The 18,324-nt window shown below is 74.4% G+C and carries 15 protein-coding genes; 7 read left to right on the top strand and 8 right to left on the bottom strand.

Annotated features, from left to right (window positions below; all coding sequences use genetic code 11):
• Nucleotides 1-7: 7 nt before the first annotated feature.
• Both AC3IYJ_RS31680 and AC3IYJ_RS31675 read right to left on the bottom strand, forming a co-directional pair.
• Nucleotides 8-2,143, bottom strand: coding sequence for a VMAP-C domain-containing protein (locus AC3IYJ_RS31680; RefSeq protein WP_489397938.1), 2,136 nt, complete (start codon nucleotides 2,141-2,143; stop codon nucleotides 8-10).
• Nucleotides 2,140-2,304 carry a hypothetical protein gene (locus tag AC3IYJ_RS31675; protein ID WP_489397937.1) on the bottom strand — a complete coding sequence of 55 codons (165 nt, stop codon included), beginning with the start codon at nucleotides 2,302-2,304 and terminating at the stop codon, nucleotides 2,140-2,142. Before AC3IYJ_RS31675 ends, AC3IYJ_RS31680 begins: the two co-directional genes overlap by 4 nt.
• A 200-nt stretch (nucleotides 2,305-2,504) precedes the next feature.
• Here AC3IYJ_RS31675 and AC3IYJ_RS31670 point away from each other — a divergent pair, with 200 nt between their 5' ends.
• Both AC3IYJ_RS31670 and AC3IYJ_RS31665 read left to right on the top strand, forming a co-directional pair.
• Nucleotides 2,505-3,635, top strand: coding sequence for a hypothetical protein (locus tag AC3IYJ_RS31670; protein ID WP_489397936.1), 1,131 nt, complete (start codon nucleotides 2,505-2,507; stop codon nucleotides 3,633-3,635).
• Nucleotides 3,636-3,681: 46 nt separating this feature from the next.
• Nucleotides 3,682-6,018, top strand: coding sequence for an immune inhibitor A domain-containing protein (locus tag AC3IYJ_RS31665; RefSeq protein WP_489397935.1), 2,337 nt, complete (start codon nucleotides 3,682-3,684; stop codon nucleotides 6,016-6,018).
• Here the strand turns inward: AC3IYJ_RS31665 and tsaD are convergent.
• Nucleotides 5,999-7,090 (bottom strand): tRNA (adenosine(37)-N6)-threonylcarbamoyltransferase complex transferase subunit TsaD, encoded by a 1,092-nt coding sequence (tsaD, locus tag AC3IYJ_RS31660; RefSeq protein ID WP_489397934.1) that lies wholly within the window; start codon nucleotides 7,088-7,090, stop codon nucleotides 5,999-6,001. The genes AC3IYJ_RS31665 and tsaD overlap by 20 nt on opposite strands.
• Nucleotides 7,091-7,165: 75 nt before the next feature.
• A complete protein-coding gene (locus AC3IYJ_RS31655) occupies nucleotides 7,166-7,543 on the bottom strand; it encodes a VOC family protein (protein ID WP_489397933.1) in 378 nt (125 codons plus the stop codon).
• 164 nt (nucleotides 7,544-7,707) lie between these two features.
• Between AC3IYJ_RS31655 and AC3IYJ_RS31650 the strand changes: the two genes are divergently transcribed.
• Nucleotides 7,708-8,628 (top strand): trypsin-like serine peptidase, encoded by a 921-nt coding sequence (locus AC3IYJ_RS31650; RefSeq protein ID WP_489397932.1) that lies wholly within the window; start codon nucleotides 7,708-7,710, stop codon nucleotides 8,626-8,628.
• Nucleotides 8,629-8,784: 156 nt separating this feature from the next.
• Here AC3IYJ_RS31650 and AC3IYJ_RS31645 read toward each other — a convergent pair whose 3' ends face one another.
• The 4 genes from AC3IYJ_RS31645 to AC3IYJ_RS31630 form a co-directional block, all read right to left on the bottom strand.
• Nucleotides 8,785-10,203 carry an NAD(P)/FAD-dependent oxidoreductase gene (locus tag AC3IYJ_RS31645; protein ID WP_489397931.1) on the bottom strand — a complete coding sequence of 473 codons (1,419 nt, stop codon included), beginning with the start codon at nucleotides 10,201-10,203 and terminating at the stop codon, nucleotides 8,785-8,787.
• 121 nt (nucleotides 10,204-10,324) lie between these two features.
• Entirely contained in the window at nucleotides 10,325-11,938 is a 1,614-nt protein-coding gene (locus tag AC3IYJ_RS31640; RefSeq protein WP_489397930.1) for an esterase/lipase family protein, read from the bottom strand.
• A gap of 68 nt (nucleotides 11,939-12,006) precedes the next feature.
• Nucleotides 12,007-12,963 carry an oxidoreductase gene (locus AC3IYJ_RS31635; protein ID WP_489397929.1) on the bottom strand — a complete coding sequence of 319 codons (957 nt, stop codon included), beginning with the start codon at nucleotides 12,961-12,963 and terminating at the stop codon, nucleotides 12,007-12,009.
• A gap of 33 nt (nucleotides 12,964-12,996) precedes the next feature.
• Nucleotides 12,997-14,013 (bottom strand): transcriptional regulator, encoded by a 1,017-nt coding sequence (locus tag AC3IYJ_RS31630; protein ID WP_489397928.1) that lies wholly within the window; start codon nucleotides 14,011-14,013, stop codon nucleotides 12,997-12,999.
• 153 nt (nucleotides 14,014-14,166) lie between these two features.
• Between AC3IYJ_RS31630 and AC3IYJ_RS31625 the strand changes: the two genes are divergently transcribed.
• Genes AC3IYJ_RS31625 through AC3IYJ_RS31610 form a run of 4 tightly spaced genes read left to right on the top strand, consistent with a single transcriptional unit; the run spans nucleotide 14,167 to nucleotide 18,188 of the window.
• Complete coding sequence (locus AC3IYJ_RS31625; RefSeq protein WP_489397927.1) at nucleotides 14,167-15,372, top strand: MFS transporter; 1,206 nt, start codon at nucleotides 14,167-14,169, stop codon at nucleotides 15,370-15,372.
• A complete protein-coding gene (cbiE, locus tag AC3IYJ_RS31620; RefSeq protein ID WP_489397926.1) occupies nucleotides 15,369-16,688 on the top strand; it encodes a precorrin-6y C5,15-methyltransferase (decarboxylating) subunit CbiE in 1,320 nt (439 codons plus the stop codon). Before AC3IYJ_RS31625 ends, cbiE begins: the two co-directional genes overlap by 4 nt.
• The gene (gene cobM / locus AC3IYJ_RS31615; RefSeq protein ID WP_489397925.1) at nucleotides 16,685-17,434 is read left to right on the top strand and encodes a precorrin-4 C(11)-methyltransferase; all 750 of its coding nucleotides are present in this window, start codon (nucleotides 16,685-16,687) and stop codon (nucleotides 17,432-17,434) included. Before cbiE ends, cobM begins: the two co-directional genes overlap by 4 nt.
• Nucleotides 17,424-18,188 carry a cobalt-precorrin-6A reductase gene (locus tag AC3IYJ_RS31610; protein ID WP_489397924.1) on the top strand — a complete coding sequence of 255 codons (765 nt, stop codon included), beginning with the start codon at nucleotides 17,424-17,426 and terminating at the stop codon, nucleotides 18,186-18,188. The genes cobM and AC3IYJ_RS31610 overlap by 11 nt, the downstream gene beginning before the upstream one ends.
• Nucleotides 18,189-18,324 lie beyond the last annotated feature (136 nt).

Below are 18,324 nucleotides of genomic sequence, written 5' to 3'. Positions count from 1 at the left end.
GATCGGTTCAGGCCAGGGGCCGCAGGGTGAGCGTGTCGTCGGGATCGTCCCACAAGAGCACCAACCGGTCTGCCCCCACTGCCTGTTGTCGACTGCCGTAGGGGGCGCCCGCACCCGCTCCGACGGCCGCCCGGCGCACCTCCCGTACGCGCGCCGGCAGTGTGCGCACGTCGAGTGCGCCGGGGTCGGGGCGCCCGCCCTCGCCGGCCGGCGCGAGCAGGGCGAGGAGACCGGGCGGAGCGGGGGAACCGGGGGGAGCGAGCTGGCCGGGCGGAGCCGGGGCACCGGGGGGACCGCCCGCGCGCCGCCAGACCGCCACCGGGACCCCTCCCTCCAGCACCGCCTCCACCACCGCCCCCGTCCGCGCCCCGCCCGGCGTGTGGGCCAGTACGCAGGCGGGTGCGAGCTCCGCCCCCAGCTCCACGCCGAGTCCGTCGTACACGTCCGCATCCGTCACCACCCGGACCGCGTCGGCGTGCCGCCCGCCCTGGGTCCACAGCCAGCGCCATTTGGTACGCCATTCCCTGCCCGTGTCCTCGCGCTCCTGCGGACAGCTCACCACCACCTGGTAGACGAGCCCCAGAGCCCTGGTCCGGCCGCCGGGGCCGCGCGGGACGAGCCACTGGTCGAAGTCGAGGTCCAGCAGCTCGTACGGGACGTGGAACTCGATCCGCTCCACCGCGTCGGAGGGCAGCCCGGCCTCCGGATGCCCCACCAATGCCCGCCCTACGGTGCCCAGTTGCCGTACGAGCTCGTTCCGTACTGCATCCAGCCGGACCGGCTCGCCCTCCGACTCCCAGATGTGCTCGGCCGTATCGCGCCGCAGCCACATCCGGGCCAGGAATCCGTCCTCACCGCCCGGCGGCGATTCCAGCCGCACGTGCAGGGCCGTTCTGCGCGGGGGCGGGGGCGGGGGCCGCAGCGCGGGCAGGGCCAGGCGTTCGCGGGTGCCCTGTACCCAGTCGCGCAGCCGGGCCGCCCAGCGTTCGTCGCCCGCGTCACCGGCGCCGGCCGCTGCGGCCCGGTCGCCGAGGAACCGTACGAAGGGCACCACGAGCGGCATCCCGCCCGGCCCACCGTGCCGCTCGTCCAGGTCCTGGACCACCTCCAGCAGACTGTCGCCCGGCAGGCCGCCGTGGACCGGGGGTGCGCAGCCGGTGGCCCTGAAGGCCCACAGGTATGCCTCGTAGGAGCATCGCGGCAGGTCGCGGCCCTCGAAGAGCTCGCCGAGTCCGTCCCAGGCCGTCTGGTCCAGGCGGGCCGCGCGGGGCGGCGGCGCCGCCCCGGGCAGGTCCTCGTCGAGGAAGGAACAGGCGTCCCAGTCCCGGTCCACGACGAACTGCGGGAGCTGCCAGCCCTCGCCGCGCTCCCGCCGCTCGCGGAAGGTGCGGTGGATGGAGCGGGCCGTGTCGGCGAGTGCGGCGGCGCCGTCGCGGACCGTGCGTTCGCCGAGTTCCCCGAGGAGGGCCTCGGTGAAGAGGCCCGCGCCGCGCTCGGCGTCGTTCTGCGCGGCCTCGCCCTCGCGGGAGGCGTAGAGCCGGAACTGCCTGCGCCCGGGGACCGTGGCTCCGCCGCCGTAGTCGTTGGCACCGAAGTTCCACCGGGTGTCGCGGGGCGCGTCGACCCGGCAGGCGTCCACCAGGGCCGCCTGGAGCGGGAACCGGCGGTGTTTGACCAGGTCGGTGCGCCACCAGCGCAGCGCGGAGTCAAGGTTGAGGTGGCGGATCTGGCCGGGGCTTGCGTCGGCGCAGGGGAGCATGAGTTCGCCGCCGCGCGGCTCGATGTAGCCGTGCCCCGCCCAGAAGATCCACAGCAGGTCCCCGTCGCAGGCGGGGAGTTCGTCGAGGAGCACCGCCTTCACGTTCTCCTCGGTGGCCGGCCGGTGGGTGGCTCGCAGGGCCTCCAGACCCGGGGAGGCCGACCAGCCGAGCGTGTCGGGGTCGTCCAGCGGGGACAGCAACAGCTTCACGTTGCCCGGCGGGACCTCCCCCGGCCCGGTCAGCCAGCGCGCGAACCGCAGGGCGTCGCGGGCCGGGCCGCGCAGGTTCCAGCGGTGGCTGACGGCATAGCTTTCGACCCCGGCGACGAGCGCGAAGGTGCGCCGGGGGCCGAGGGCGGGAGGGAGGAAGCCGGCCGGAATCACCCGATCTCCGCTTCGGCCACCGCCTGTTCGATGCGCGCGTAGAGCGAATCCTGTTTCCAGTAGGCGCTGTGGCAGGCGGGGAAGGGCTGGCGGCTGCCGATCTCGTGGTCGCTGACGCGCGGGTCGCCGGGGAAGACGGGCTCGGCGAGGTACGAGAGCACGTCCTGGCGGTCGTAGACGTTGAGCCAGCGCGGGAAGGCGTACGGGAGCTCGTGCCCGGCGCGATCCCGGTCAGCGCGCCGAGTTCGTAGAGGAACGGCGCCTGCGAGCCGACGGTGACGAGCAGCGCGGCCCCGGGGACGGGTTCGCCGCGGGCGGCGGCGAGCGCGAGCAGGTCCACGAGGGCGATCCCGCCGAGGCTGTGGCCGATGAGCACGGTCGGGCCGGGTTCGGCGGTGATCCGCTCGCGCAGGAACGCGCGCAGGTCGGCGCCCCGGGCCTGGTAGCGCAGGATGTCGCCGAGGGCCGGGGTGGCGCCGACGGTGAGGGAGCCGCGCCAGGCGTTGAGCAGGGGCTGGGTGCTCACGCGCATCGCGAGCCGGCCCAGGACCGCGGCGGCCCGGGCTCCGGGCACCCGGGCATCGCCGCCGAGCCGGGCGGTGAGCAGCTCGACCAGGCGGTCGCGTTCGGCCCCGGTGCAGTCGGCCTCGGCTCCGGCCGAGGCGAGCGCGGCGGCGGTCACCGCGCGGGCGAGAGCGGTGGCCAGCTCCCGGGCCTGGGGTTCCTCGGTGGCGCGGGCACCGGCGCGGGCGGCCTCGGCGGAGCCCGCGACGATCTCCAGCGCGGCGGGGAATCCGGCGGCGAGCCCGGTGCCGAGCAGCAGCGCGGCCTGCTCACCGGCGCCGGGCGCTCCGGGCGGCCCGGACACTCTGCCGCCCTCGGCCAGGTCGGCCGGAGCGGCCGGATCCGCCTGGTCCGCCAGGTCGGCCAGGTCCGCCAGCAGCTCCAGCACCCGGACCCCGGCGGACCGCACACCAGGCATGGCGAAGCCGTCGTCCTCCTGCCGGTCCCCGTCGGCGCCGGTGTCCCAGCCGGCTTCGGCCAGGACCCGCAGCTCGCAGAGCGGGTCGGCGATCAGCAGCCCCCACTCGGCGGTCCCGTCATCCCCCGGCCCCGGGGTCCCGTCGGGGAGCCGCAGTCCGGGTACGGAGCGGCCCTGGGCGCTGAGGGTGGCGCCGAAGCGTTCCCCCCAGAAGCAGGAGTCGACGGTCGCGTCGGGGAACCGTCCGGTCAGCCGGTCCCGGAGCAGTGCGAAGAGCTTGTCGTGCCGCTCGCGCCGCACCCCCGTGCCGTGCACAAACAGAAATCGCATCGCGGCTCCGCCCCCTCGCACCGTCTTCCCCCGCCCGGCACCATAGCGCCGCTCGGCGAACGGGGCCTCGGTAACGGCGAGTTCGGACCGTACGCACCCGGAAACCGGCGGCGCCGGATGCGGCTGGATTCAGCCGGTCCCGGCGCACATCCACACCTATCAATCACCTGTCACATGTGAAATATTACTCGCGCTCCAATCCGAACCCCCGGAAAGGTCCGCCACGTTGCGCCGACTCGCTGCGGTGGGAGCGGCGATATCCCTCGCCCTCCTCGCCGCCACCGCCACCACCCCCGCGCTCGCCGCCACCGCACCCCCGCCACCGGCCGGGCAGCAACAGCAGACCGGACAGCAGGAGGCCCCCGCCCCGCCACCCGCACCCCTGGAGGTCCAGCGCCAGGCCCTGCGCCGCCAGGCCCTCGAAGACGTCGCTTCGGGCCGGCCCGGCGGCCTGCGGGCCGAGGCCGACGGAACGCTGCCGCGCCAGGCCAAGGTCGGCAAGCGGTACGTCGAGCTGGCCCAGGAACGCAAGGACAAGGTCTTCGTGATCCTCGCCGAATTCGGCGACCAGGTGGACAACACCACCGAGTTCGAGGGCAAACCGCGCTTCGGCGGCACCCCCGGCCCCCTGCACAACACCATCGACAAGCCGGCCAAGGACGACAACCACACCCTGTGGCGCAAGGACTTCGACCGGGCCTACTACCAGCAGCAGTTCTTCTCCGCCGACCCGCAGTCGGCCTCCCTGCGCGCCTACTACAACCTGCAGTCCTCCGGTCGCTACGACATGGACGGAACCGTGAGCGCCTGGGTCAAGCTCCCCTGGAACGAGGCCCGTTACGGCACCGACCACTGCTCCGAGCCGGGCCAGTGCCAGACCAACTGGGACATGGCCCGGGACGCCACCGCCGCCTGGTACGACTCCGAACGCGGAGCAGGCCGTACGCCCGAGCAGATCAAGGCGGAGCTCGCCGAGTACGACGTCTGGGACCGCTACGACGCCGACCACGACGGCAACTTCGACGAGCCGGACGGCTATCTCGACCACCTCGTCGTGGTCCACGCGGGCAAGGACCAGACCTGGGGCGGCGGCGCGCAGGGCAAGGACGCCGTGTGGGCGCACCGCTGGTTCGCGTACTGGAACCAGGCCGGCAGCGCGGGTCCCCAGGGCAACAAGGCGGGCGGCACCCCGATCGGCGACACCGGCATCTGGGCCGGCGACTACCTGACGGGCGGGGAGAACAGCGGCGCAGGCCTGTTCTCGCACGAGTTCGGCCACGATCTGGGGCTGCCGGACCTGTACAGCTCGGACGGGGACAACAGCGTCAACTTCTGGTCGCTGATGTCCTCGGCCTCCTATCTCGGCAAGGGCCGGAACACCACCGGCCAGTTCCCCGGCGACCTCGACCCGTGGAGCAAGCTCCAGCTGGGCTGGCTCCAGTACACGGAGGCCGACGCGGGCCGCACCACGCGGGCCACGCTCGGGGTCTCGGGCTACAACACCGAGGATCCGCAAGCCCTGTTGGTCCATCTGCCGCCTTCGGTGACCACGACCGAACTGGGCGATCCCTACGAGGGCGGCAGCCAGTGGTGGAGCGGCACGGGTGACTTCATGGACAACACCCTGAGCCGCACCGTCGACCTCACGGCGACGGCGCCCTCGGACGCGGCCCGGCTCGATGCCCGGGTCTGGTACGACATCGAGCAGGACTTCGACTTCCTGACGGTGGAGGCCTCCACGGACGGCGGCGCGGGCTGGAGCGCCCTGCCGGGGACCGTGGACGGCACGGCGATCGGCGCGAAGGGGATCACCGGGACCTCGGCGGGATGGAAGCAGCTGTCGGTGCCGCTGGACCGGTTCGCGGGCAGGAGCGTGCAGCTGCGGCTGCGCGCCACCTCCGACAGCAACACCCACGGCAAGGGCGTCGCGTTCGACGACATCCGCGTCACCGCGGGTGGCCGGGAACTGCTGCGCGACGGCGCTGAGCAGGGTGCGAACGGCTGGACGGCGGTCAAGTGGTCGCGCACCCAGGGCCGCACGGGCAGCGAGGAGCACCCGCGCGCGTACTTCGTGGAGAACCGGCGCTACACCGGCTACGGCACCATGCTGAGGACCGGCCCGTACAACTTCGGCTTCACGGGCGACAAGGTGGAGTTCTTCCCGTACCAGCAGGGCGTGTTGATCTGGCTCTGGGACACCGCGTACAGCGACAACACCACCAAGGCGCATCCGGGCGGCGGGCTGCTGCTGCCCGTCGACTCCCGGCCCGAGCCGCTCGCCTACACGGACGGCACCCTGCTGGGCGCCCGCGCGCAGACCTTCGACGCCACCTTCTCGCTCCGCGCGAGCGAGAGGGTCGTCCTGCACAAGGCGGGGGTACCGGTGGTGATCCCGGCGCGGCCCGGGGTGGCGGTCTTCGACGACCGCCACGGCTCCTACTGGGACGCACGGCTGCCGCAGCTCGGGGTCAAGGTGCCGGACACCGGGACCCGGATCGCGGTGGCGAAGGAGGCCTCGGGCGGGACGGTGACGACGGTGCAGGTCAGCCCGTCGAAGCCGTGAACTCCCCCAGCTGAGCACGCGGGTTGAGGGAGGCGTACTCCAGTGGTGCGGACGGGTCGATGGTGAGCTCGTGGGGGGCGGGCTCCACGCCCGCCCGCACCAGGAGGTCCCCGACGGCGGCGATCATCGCCCCGTTGTCGGTGCACAGCGTCATCGGGGGCACCCGCAGTTCGATCCCGGCGGAGGCGCAGCGCCGCTCCGCGAGCTCCCGTACGCGGGAGTTCGCGGCCACCCCGCCGACCACCACCAGGGTCCTGACCCCGTACTCCTTGCAGGCCGCGACCGCCTTGCGGGTCAGTACGTCGGCCACCGCCTCCTGGAGCGAGGCCGCGCCGTCGGCGACCGGCGGCTCCTCGCCGCGCAGCCGGTGGCTCTCGGCCCAGCGGGCGGCGGCCGTCTTGAGCCCCGAGAAGGAGAACGAGTAGGCGTACCGGTCCTGCGCGCGCGGCCCGCCGGTCAGCGGGCGGGGGAAGGGGACGGCCTTCGGGTTGCCGCCCCGGGCGGCGCGGTCGATGGCGGGGCCTCCCGGGTAGGGCAGGCCCAGCACGCGGGCGACCTTGTCGAAGCATTCGCCCGCGGCGTCGTCCAGGGTGTCCCCGAGGTGCAGGATCGGCTCGCGCACGAGGTCCCGTACGAGGAGCAGCGAGGTGTGGCCGCCGGAGACGATCAGCACCATGCAGGGCTCGGGCAGCGGCCCGTGCTCCAGGGTGTCGGCGGCGACGTGGCCGGCGAGGTGGTGGACGCCGTAGAGCGGCAGGCCGAGCGCGTAGGCGAGGGTCTTGGCTCCGGCAAGACCGACCTGGAGGGCGCCGGAGAGGCCGGGGCCGGTGGTGACGGCGATCGCATCGAGCTGGTCGGGGCGGAGCCCGGCCTGGTCGAGGGCCCGGCGGACGACCGGGTTGAAGGAGTGCAGGTGGGCGCGGGCGGCGATCTCGGGTACGACGCCGCCGAAGCGGGCGTGCTCGTCCATGCTGGTGGCGACGACGTGCGCGAGCAGCCGGCCGTCCCACACGATGCCCGCGCCGGTCTCGTCGCACGAGGACTCGATGCCGAGCACCACCGGAGAGCCCATTGCGCCGCCACCTTCACCCTTATTGCGAACTAGTCGCAATAAGGGTACCGGTCGCGGACCCGCCCGCGTCCCCCGTCAGTCGCACACCAGGCAGAACGGGTGCCCTGCCGGGTCGGCGTAGACCCGCCAGCCCTCGGCCGCCCGGCTCTCGTCCAGCAGCTCGGCGCCGCAGGCCAGCACCTCCTCGTGGGCCCGGTCCAGGTCCGCGACGACGAAGTCGAGGTGGAGCTGCTGGGGACGTTCCGGATCCGGCCACTGGGGCCGGCGGTGGTCGTCGGCCCGCTGGAAGGCGAGCACGGAGCCCGCCGGGGTGTGCAGGGTCGCCCAGCGCGCGTCGGTCGTCCAGCGCCGGTCGGGCCGGTTGACCTCGCCGCCCGTCAGCGACTGGTAGAACGCGGCCAGCGCGGTCGGATCGGGACAGTCCAGCACCACGCACTGCATCTCAGCGATCATGGGCCGATCCTAGTGCCGGGTGCGGGGCCCGCGCCGGGGAGCTGTGAGGACGGACACGTTCCCCTTCCGGAACCGCGACCGCGTCGCACGTCTCCGTTCGGGAGACGGATGATTCGGATGATTCGGTCTTGACGCATGAGATTTCAGGGGCAGGAGCGCACCGCATGTTCACCAGGGTCCAGGGCAGGGCCGCACGGGGCCTCGTGCTGTCCGGCATCTGCTGCATGCTGCTCATCGGCGGCGCCGGGTACGTCTGGAAGCTGCGCGCACTGGCCGCGTACGTGGCCGAGGGCGACCCCGGCCGGGGCAGCTACCTCCGGGACCCCGCGAGCACGGACGACGCGGCGACGGTGACCGCGGTACTGAACGGCGCGCCGGACGGCGGGGCGGCGGCCGACGACAAGGGCCCGACGGCTTCCGCCCCCGCCCCGGGACAGCCCCTGGCGGCCGCGACGGTCCCCGCCGAGCCCGCCGTCGGCGCCCTGTTCTCCCCCGGCGACGACGGCGACTCCGGCCACCACTGCTCGGCGAGCGTGGTCCACTCCCCCGGCGGGGACCTCATCGTCACCGCCGCCCACTGCGTCTACCGCGGCGGCTTCCGCACCAACCTCGCCTTCGCCCCCGGCTACCGGGACGGCTCCTTCCCGTACGGGGTCTGGGTCCCGGACCGGATCGACGTGGACCCCCGCTGGATCGAGGACCGGGACCCCGACTACGACGTGGCCTTCCTGCGGCTGAGCCGCCCCGGCCATCCCCGGGAGCGGCTGGAGGACGTCACCGGCCCGGCCGCGACCATCCGGTTCGGCACGGAACTCCCCGTGCCCGCCCGGCTGATGGGCTACCCCAACACCTCCGAGGAGCCATTGGGCTGCCCGACCACCGCCGTCGCCGCCGGGCCCGCACAGGTGCGCCTCGACTGCGAGGACGTACCCAACGGGACCAGCGGCGGTCCGGTCCTGACCGACGGGAACACCCTGATCGGGGTGATCGGCGGCCGGGACGGCGGCGGCGACGACGAGACCTCGTACAGCTCCTACTTCGACCACGGCATCCGCGACCTCTACCTGCGCGCGATCGCGGGCTAGGTCGTGTCTGACGGTTCTGCGTGGGGAAGGAGCGGCGTCCGGTGCTCTCGGCGTGCCGGCCGAATGCGCTCGTACTGGTTGTACGTGGCCTTTCGGCCGGTGCGTCGAGAGTGCGTGCCGGGCGCCGCGACGCCGCGCAGAGCCGTCAGACACGGCCTAGGCCCGCTCGACGGCCGGTCCGTGGTGGGCCGGGTAGTCGGTGGTGTCCGGGGCGGTGGGCAGCCGCCACTTGGACAGGACGCGGATCATCGTGGCCGGACTGAGCAGGGTGTTGGGCGAGGCGGTCAGCGACAGGACCCCGAAGAACCGGCCCGAGATCACCGGGTCGGCGTTGGCGCCGACCATCACCCTGGACATGTAGTTCTGCAGGATCCGGGTGGCCCGGTCCGGCGGTGGCCCGTCCGTCACCGCGTAGCGCATGTCCTCGCTGGTGGCGATCTGCCAGGGCACGGCCGCCGCGGCCGTGGTGCTGCGCTGGATCCGCCGGGAGGCCGCGGCGATCTGCTCCGGGTCCAGGGTGCGGATCTCCTTGGCCAGGGCCTCCGCGGCGAGCGCGGCGACCGTCATCCCGTGCCCGTACACGGGGTTGAACCGGCAGGCCGCGTCGCCGAGGACCACCAGTCCGGCGGGCCAGCGCTCCATGCGCTCGTAGTGCCGCCATTCGTTCACGGTGCTCCGGAAGGCGGTGGCCCCCGAGAGCGGGGTCGCGTCGCGGATGGCGTCGTAGAGGGCCGGGCTGCGCAGGCTGCGGGCGAACGCGAAGAACTCCTCGTCCTTGACGGGCGGGGCGTGTTCGCCGTTGCCGATGAGCGTCACCAGCCAGCGGTCGTCGCCCTGCGGTACGAGCACACCGCCGCGCGGGAGGTCGGGCCGGCTCTGGACGTACATGCCGTGCCAGCGCCGCGCCGGATCGGCAGGCGTGGCGAAGTAGCGGCTGGAGTAGCCGAGATGGGGGTCGTAGCGGGTGACCTTCGGGGCCGGGTGGCCGAGGGCCGAGAGCCAGGCGGGGGCCTTGGAGGTGCGGCCGGTGGCGTCGACCACCAGGCGGGCGGCCAGCGGGGCGGCGTCGCGGAGCCGCACTCCGGCCACCGAGCGGCCGTCCGGTCCGGCCACGAGCCCGGTGGCCGTCGTACCGCTCAGGATCCGGATGCGCCCGTCCCGCAGGACCTCCTCGCGCACCGTCCAGTCGAGCAGGTCCCGGCCCCCGATCAGGACCTTGGTGCCCGGCACCGACTGGAACCAGTCCGCCGGGCTCAGCCAGAGGAAGTCCCGCGGGGTCTCCAGCAGACGGGCCCCGCCCTCCACCAGCTTCGCGGTGATGCCCGGCAGCATCTTCTCCATGAGGTCGATACCGCGCGACCACAGGATGTGCGCGTGTCTGGACTGCGGGATCCCGGACCGCAACTCCGGCCCGATCCCCGCCAGTTCGTCCCGCTCGATCAGAATGACCCGGGGGAACCTCCGGGCGAGGACCCGAGCGGCCAGCAGCCCGGCCATGCCCGCCCCGAGGACCACCGCGTGGCCCCCTGCCTCCGGATCGGTGTGTGGGTGGTTGTCCGTAGCGTCGTCGTCCATTCCGTCGAGTCTGCTGCGGGCGCGGCGGACCGGTCAGGGCCCGGACGGGGCGCCCGGAGGCTTCCCGGGGGCGGACGGGCTCATGGCGGGGCGCGCTCGACCTGGCCGACGTCCTGCCGGGTCAGGGGCAGAGCACGGTCCAGACGACCTTCACGTGCCCGCCGTCGTCCCCGTAGAACTCGCTGGTGCGGGTGCCGGGTTGGTCGGTCCAGGGGTCCCAGGCCACGGTGCCCCGGGCGACCAGGTCGTCGGCCGAGGAGGCGTCGTGGTCCCAGAGGTGGACGCCGACCTCGAACGGGCCGGGCGAGTACGTGGCCCCCGAGCCGACCCGCTGGTAGAAGTACGGGTCCGGGTTGCTGCGGTTGCCCTGGTTGGGGAAGGTCGACGGGTCGGACGCGGAGCGCGACCACACGGCGGTGCGGGCGCCGCCGCCGGTGCGGACCGCGATGTCCCCGTAGAGCGCGGGCCGGGTGGTGCCGTCGTCGAAGTAGGTCAGCTCCGCCTGGTCCACGCGGAGCCGGCAGGCGGGGGCGGCGGACTGCGCCGGGGTGACGGTGTAGGTGACGGCCGCCTCGCCGCCGTCCACGCCGAGGATCCTCGCGGTGAAGCGCCCGAAGCCGAGCGCCGGGTCCCAGTGGACCCGCCCGGCGGCCATCACGTCGTCGTTGTTCCCGGCGCTGTAGTCGGCGTCGGTGAGGTAGGCGGTGACGGTCGCCTCCGTGGTGAAGATCTGGCTCCGGGTGGTGTCGTCCAGGCCGAACCAGGGGTCGTGGTCGGGGAAGGCGGTGGCGCCGGCCCGGTCGCGGTGCCACAGGGTGCGGGCAGTTGCGTCGGTGGTGAGGGTGAGGCCGTCGTAGAGCTCGGGGCCGCTCTCACCGCTGGAGGTGAACCGGGCTGAGTCGACGGTGATGCGGAACGGGCCGCTCCTCAGGTCGACTTGGGAAACCGGGTCCTTGGAGAACTCGGCGACGATCTGCCGCCGGACCCAGTCGTCGGAGAGCAGTCCGTAGTGCGAGGGGCAGCCGCTGCCACCGACCGGCAGGACGTGGTTGACGGCGCCCGCCAGTTCGGTGGAGTGCGGGGCACGGCTGTCGCCGGGCGGGATCTGCTGGTCGCAGGAGGAGCTGAAGGTGGTGTAGCGGGTGGCGCCCGGGGTCTCGTCGCCCGCGTTGAGGGAGTTCAGGAAGGCACTGCCGGGGGTCATGTCGGCGAGGGAGGCCGCGTGGATGTCGCAGAAGCCGGCGAAGGGCCCACAGGGCGCGGCGTCGCCGGCGCCGTGGTTGGGACCGCCGAGGGAAACCCAGGCGCGGACCCGCGAACTCCCTCCGTCCTTGAGGTACTTGCGGGTGAGCAGCGAGCCCATGCTGTGCGCGACCACGTCGACCTGGCGGGAGCCGAACCGCTCGGAGAGAAAGGCTCCGAAGCGGGTGGCGTTGGACTCGTTGGTGGCGGCCCAGTCGTAGCCGAATTCGGCGAGGTCGCTGAAGAGCCAGCCCTGCGCGTGGAGGTAGTCCTCCAGCCCGTCCAGGGAGGCCGCGGTGTCACCGTAGCCGTGGACGAGGACGACGGGCGTACGCTGCTGCGCGCGGGCGGTGGCCGGTACGGACGCCCGCGCCGCCGGGGCGGCGAGGAGTGTTGCCAGGAGCGCGCCGAGCAGCCCGGCGACGGTGGCGATGAGCATCGGGGACAGCAGGCCAACGGGCAGAGGAACGGTGGGCAGGGCGGATCTGCGCATGGCTCTCCCGGGGGATGCGGCTCGACAGCCTGAAGTGACTGGGGAGTAGCAAGTTAGCCCCCGGGGATTCAGCGCGATAGGGACGCGTACGAGACTCCCGTGAGCTTTTCCGAGGCGGCCCAGAGCCGTTCGCCGGACTTGTCGTCCAGGGTCCATTTCGCCCGCCCGGAGCGGGCGGGCGCGCCGCGGAAGCTGAACCGCGGCCCGATGAACTCGTCCGGCCGGACCCCGGGCGCGGTCGCCGCGTACAGGGCGGGCAGCGCGCCGGAGGCCGCGGACTGGGCGATGATTCCGTTGCCGACGGCGATGCCGAGGCCGTTGGCGGCGACCGCGATCCGCGAGCCGAGGGTGGTGCCCGCCTGCGGGGCCGCGGCGACGTGCAGGTTGGTCGACGCGTAGCCGGGATGGGCGGCGGCCGCGACGATCCCGGATCCGGCGGCCTCGAGCCTGCGGGCGAGCTCGTGGGTAAAGAGCAGGTTGGCGGTCTTGGAGCGGCCGTAGGCGATCCAGCGCCGGTAGTTCCGCTCGCTGTGGAGGTCCGCGTGGTCCACGTCCCCGAACATGTGGAAGCCGCTGGAGAGACTGACGATCCGGGCCCCGGGCGCGGCGGCGAGGAGCCGGGGCAGGAGCAGCCCGGTGAGGGCGAAGTGGCCGAGGTGGTTGACCCCGAACTGGGTCTCGAACCCGTCGGCGGTCCGCCCGAACGGCAGGGCCATCACACCGGCGTTGTTGACGAGGACGTCGAGACTGCCGTGCCGCTGCGCGAAGGCCTCCGCGAACTCCCGCACAGTGGCCAGGTCGGCGAGGTCGAGCGGGATGAACTCCACCTTCGCACCGGGCACTTCGGCGCGCATCCGCACCTCGGCGGCCCGTCCGCGGGCGGCGCTGCGGCATGCCAGCACCACCGAGGCGCCGTGCCGCGCGAGTTCGAGGGCGGTGAAGTAGCCGATCCCGCTGTTGGCTCCCGTGACCACGGCCGTGCGGCCGCTCTGGTCGGGCATGTCCGACGCACGCCAGCCTGCCATTGCCCCCACCTCGTCCTGTCCTGCTCGCCGATTTCACCCGTCGGAGCCGGTGGCCGCCGACACCAGGACGTCCCCGGCCGCGACCCGGCTGTAGAGCACCGTACGCCCCGTGCGCCGCCGCAGGATCAGCCCGGCGGCCAGCAGCACCTTCAGCTGTCCGGCCACCGCGCCCAGGCTCAGCCCGGTCAGCGCCACCAGCTGCGTGGTGGACTTCGGGCTCGCCAGCAGCACCAGCACCCTGGACCGGACCGGCCCCAACAGCCTGACCAGCGACTTCGGGGCGTCGGCGGCGGCGTCGGCGGCGGGCTGCGCGGCCGTACCCGGCTGGACGGCGGTGCCCGGCTGCGCGAGCTGTCCCTCGGCCGGGTAGACCAGGGCGTGCCGGTGGGCACCGCGCCAGGCGACCCAGCCGTGCGGCGGCGTGACCGGGACGAAGACCAGCCCGGCGGCGCCCGACAGTTCGCGCGGCGGCCGGTCCTGGAGGTTGATCCGCAGCCGTCCCTCGCCGAGCCACGCCATGCCCGGCCGCATCCCCGAGAGGGCGGCCGCCCACCCGCCGCGGCTCAACTGCGCGGTGCGCAGCAGGATGTCGGCCTCCGCGACCCGGCGGCGGCGCTCCCAGTCGGGGCGGACCGTCTCGGTCCACACCCACTCCAGCAGCTCCGCCGTGCGCGGGCCGAGTCCCCGGGCCCGTGCGAGGTCCTCGGGCAGCGCACCGGAGGCGGCGCGCAGGTACGTACGGACCGCGGCGTCGGGCGTCGCGCGGATCGGCTCCAGTTCCTCCTCGAAGGGACCGCCGTGCGGCGGCGGGGTCAGGTGGTCGGCGATCCACAGCCGGCCGAGGGCGGCCCGTACGAGGTGGGCGGCGACGGGGTCGGCCGCGAGGTGCGCGCGGTAGGCCGGGAGCCGGTGCGCCAGCCAGGCCCGGTCACCGGGGTGCGCGGCGGACCGCCGGTGCAGCGCGGTCAGCGCGGCCGTGGTCTCGGCCAGCGCGGACACCACGAAGCGGCTCCCGGCCAGCGCGTCGCTGTCGATCCGCCAGTAGCCCATGCCCGTCCCGCCGTCCCCTCCGTCGTCCCCTCCGCCGCGTCCGGTGCCGCGTCGCCCCGGCCCGCCGAAGCCACCCGCCCCGCGCACCAGTACCGGGTTTCGCGCCCACGCGAAACATTAGGCCGTCCCCGGACACCACCCAAGACTCCCCGCATGCCCAGGACCTACCGCTCCCTCGCCCGGACCCCCGAGTTCACCCCGTTCTTCCTCGCCTCCGCGCTGCGCGTCGGCGCCTCCACCATCAGCGGGTTCGCCCTCGCCGTCCTCGTCTACGAGCGCACCCGCAGCCCCCTGCTCGCCGCGCTCGGCATGTTCGGGCCCTCGTTCACCCAGATGCTGGGCGCGACGGTGCTCCTCTCCGCCGCCGACCGGCTGGAGCCGCGCACCGCCCTGGCCCGGCTCTCGCTGCTCGCCGCGCTCGCCGCCGCGCTGCTGGCCGTTCCCGCGCTGCCGCTGTGGGCCGTCTTCGCGGTGCTGCTCGCCCAGGGGCTCGCCGACTCCCTCGGGGGCGGGGTCCGGTACGGGCTGCTCACCGAGATCCTGCCGCCCGAGGACTACCTGCTCGGCCGCTCGCTGCTCGCCGTATCGGCCGGTGTGACGCAGATCGCGGGGTTCGCCCTCGGCGGGGTCCTGGTGGCGGCGCTCTCCCCGCGCGGCGCGCTGCTGGCGGCCGCCGGCCTCGCGCTCGCCGCCGCGCTCACCCTGCGGACCGGGCTGAGCCGCAGGCCTCCGCGGGCCGTCGGGCGGCCCTCGCCCGCGGAGACCTGGCGGACGAACGCCACCCTGTTCGCCGACCCGGCCCGGCGCACGCTCTACCTCGCCCTGTGGCTGCCCAACGGCCTGATCGTCGGCTGCGAGTCCCTCTTCGTCCCCTACGATCCCGGCCACGCGGGGCTGCTGTTCGGCTGCGCGGGCGTCGGAATGCTCGTCGCGGACATCCTGGGCGGGCGGTACCTGCCCGCCCGCTGGCGGGCCCGGCTCGCCACCCCTCTGCAACTGCTGCTCGCCGCGCCCTACCTCCTCTTCCTCCTGGAACCCGGCCCGGTGCCCGCCGCAGCGGCCGTCGCCCTGGCCTCCGTCGGCTACGGGGCGGGCCTGCTCCTGCAGGAGCGCCTCGTCGCCCTGCTCCCGCCCGGGACCCAGGGCCAGGCCCTCGGGCTGCACTCGGCGGGAATGCTGACGGCTCAGGGGCTCTGCGCGGCGCTGGCCGGAGCGGTCGCCCAGCTCACCTCGGCGCCGGTGGCGATCACCGTGCTGGCCTGCGCCTCCGTCCTGGTCACCCTGCTCCTGGCGCGGGGGCTGGGGCCCAGTAGGCTGCGGGTCCACCCCCTTCCCGTACCCCGAGGTTCCGCGCAGTGAGCTCCGCACCGCCACCGCCCCCCGTACCCGCGCCGGTCGCGCCGCCCGTGTCCGTCGTCGGGCTGGGCGCCGACGGCTGGGGCGGGCTCGCCGCCCCCTCGCGGGCCGCACTGGCCGGGGCCGAGGTACTGATCGGCGGACCGCGCCAGCTGGACCTGCTGCCGCGCGAGGAGTGCGGCGGCCTGCGGGTGGCCTGGCCGAGCCCGCTCAGGCCGGCCGTGCCGAAGCTGATGGCCGAGCACGCGGGCCGCCGGATCGCGGTACTGGCCAGCGGGGACCCGATGTTCTACGGGATCGGCCGCGCCCTGTCCGAGGAGCTCGGGGCGCAGGCCCTGCACGTGCTGCCCCACCCCTCGTCGATGTCGTACGCCTGCGCCCGCCTGGGCTGGCCGGTGGAGAACACCGAGGTGATCACCGCCGTCGGGCGTCCCGTGGCCCGGCTCGCGGCCGCGCTGTACGAGGGCCGGCGGGTGCTGGTCCTGAGTTCCGGAGCAGTGACCCCGAACGAGATCGCCGCTCTGCTTCGAGAGCGGGGCTTCGGTCCCAGCCGGATGCGCGTCCTGGAACAGCTCGGCTCCGAGCACGAGGACTCGTACGAGGGCCTCGCCCAGAGCTGGGAGCACCCGCCCGGCGACCCCCTCAACCTCGTCGCCGTCGAATGCCGTCGCGACCCCGCCGCCCCCGCGCCCCGGCTCGGCGCCACCCCCGGCCTGCCCGACGCCGCCTACGAGCACGACGGCCAGCTCACCAAGCGCCACGTCCGCGCCGCCACCCTCTGCGCGCTCGCCCCCGCCCCCGGCGAACTGCTGTGGGACATCGGCGGCGGCTCCGGTTCCATCGGCATCGAGTGGATGCGTACGCACCCCTCCTGCCGCGCCGTGACCGTGGAGCGCGTGACCGGGCGGGCCGAGCGGATCACCCGCAACGCGGCGGCGCTCGGCGTACCCGGGCTGCGCGTGGTCACCGGCGCCGCACCCGCGGCCCTGGCCGGACTGCCCGCCCCCGACGCCGTGTTCATCGGTGGCGGCCTGACCGCGCCGGGCCTGCTCGACGCGGCCTGGGAGGCGCTGTCCCCCGGCGGCCGGCTCGTGGTCAACACGGTCACCCTGGAGTCGGAGGCCGTCCTCACCGAGCGCTACCGGCGCCACGGCGGCGAACTGGTGAAACTGGCCGTCGCGCACGCCGTGCCGGTCGGCGGTTTCACGGGCTGGCGCCAGGCGATGCCCGTCACCCAGTGGTCGGTCACCAAGCCCCACCCCGGCAGCGGCACCGCCGGCGCCACCACCAGCGACGACGAAATGGATCAGACGACATGACCGTGTACTTCATCGGTGCGGGCCCCGGCGCCGCCGACCTGATCACGGTGCGCGGCGCCCGGACCCTGGCCGCGGCCCCCGTCTGCCTGTACGCGGGCAGCCTGGTCCCGCGCGAGCTGCTCGCCGAATGCCCGCCGGACGCCCGCCTGATCGACACGGCGCAGCTGAACCTGGACGAGATCATCGCCGAGTGCACAGCTGCGCACGCGGCCGGCCAGGACGTCGCCCGGCTCCACTCCGGCGACCCCTCGATCTTCAGCGCCGTCGCGGAGCAGATGCGCCGCCTGGACGCGGTCGGCATCCCCTACGAGGTCGTCCCCGGCGTCCCGGCCTTCGCCGCCGCGGCCGCCGCGCTGAAGCGGGAGCTGACCGTCCCCACCGTCGGCCAGACGGTGATCCTGACCCGGATCGCCCAGCAGGCCACGCCGATGCCGCCCGGCGAGGACCTCGCCACGCTGGGCCGCAGCGGGGCCCTGCTGGTGCTGCACCTGGCCACCCGCTACGTGGACCGGGTCGTCGGCGAACTGTTGCCGCACTACGGGGCCGAGTGCCCGGCGGCGGTGGTCGCGATGGCCAGCCGCCCCGACGAACTGATCCTGCGCGGGACGCTGGCCGACATCGCCGCCCAGGTGAAGGAGGCCGGCCTGGTCCGCACCGCCGTCATCCTGGTGGGCCGCACCCTGGGCGCCGAGCAGTTCCGCGACAGCCACCTGTACTCCGCCGAGCGCGACCGGCATGACTGCTGATCCGGGCCCCGGCCGTCCGCACGTCCTGATCCTCGGCGGCACCACGGAGGCCAGGCGGCTCGCGGAGTCGCTGACGGCCGGGGACGGAGCCCCGTACCGGGTGACGACCTCGCTGGCCGGCCGGGTCGCCGCGCCGGTGCTCCCGCCGGGCGAGACCCGCATCGGCGGCTTCGGCGGCGCCGACGGGCTGGCCTCCTGGATCGCGGAGCACCGGGTCACCCACCTGGTCGACGCCACGCACCCCTTCGCGGAGCGGATGAGCTTCAACGCGGCCGGGGCGGCGGCCCTTTCGGGCATCCCGCTGCTCGCGCTGCGCCGACCGGGCTGGACCCCGGGGCCCGGTGACGACTGGCACTTCGCGGACTCCCTCACCGGGGCCGCCGCCCTGCTGCCGGGCCTCGGCTCGCGCGCCTTCCTGACCACCGGCCGGATGGGCCTGCACAGCTTCGCGCACCTCACCGAGCCCTGGTTCCTGGTGCGTTCGGTGGACCCCCCGGCCGACCCGGTCCCGCCGCGCCTCGAAGTACTGCTGGCCCGCGGCCCGTTCACCCTCGCCGACGAGCGGGAGCTGCTCGCCCGGCACCGCATCGACCTCCTGGTAACCAAGGACAGCGGCGGCTCCGCCACGGCCCCCAAACTCACCGCCGCCCGCGAAGCGGGCATCCCGGTCCTGGTCGTCCGCCGCCCTGCGGTCCCCGCGGGCGTTCCGCAGGTGGCTTCGGTCGAGGGAGTGCGGGACTGGCTGTCCGGCTGAGGCCTGCGGTACGCGGATCGGTGCCGGTCAACCGGGCACCGCCCAGCCCCGGCTGCGGGTGGGCCGCTGCGCGGGGCACTGGTCCCCTACCCGCCCTTCCACCGTTCCCCGGGCTCCGCCCGGACCCGCCGGCCCT

This window comes from Streptomyces sp. GL_140, from assembly GCF_057834465.1.
Note: the sequence above shows the minus strand (reverse complement) of the source record. Positions and strands in the feature narration are given on the sequence as shown.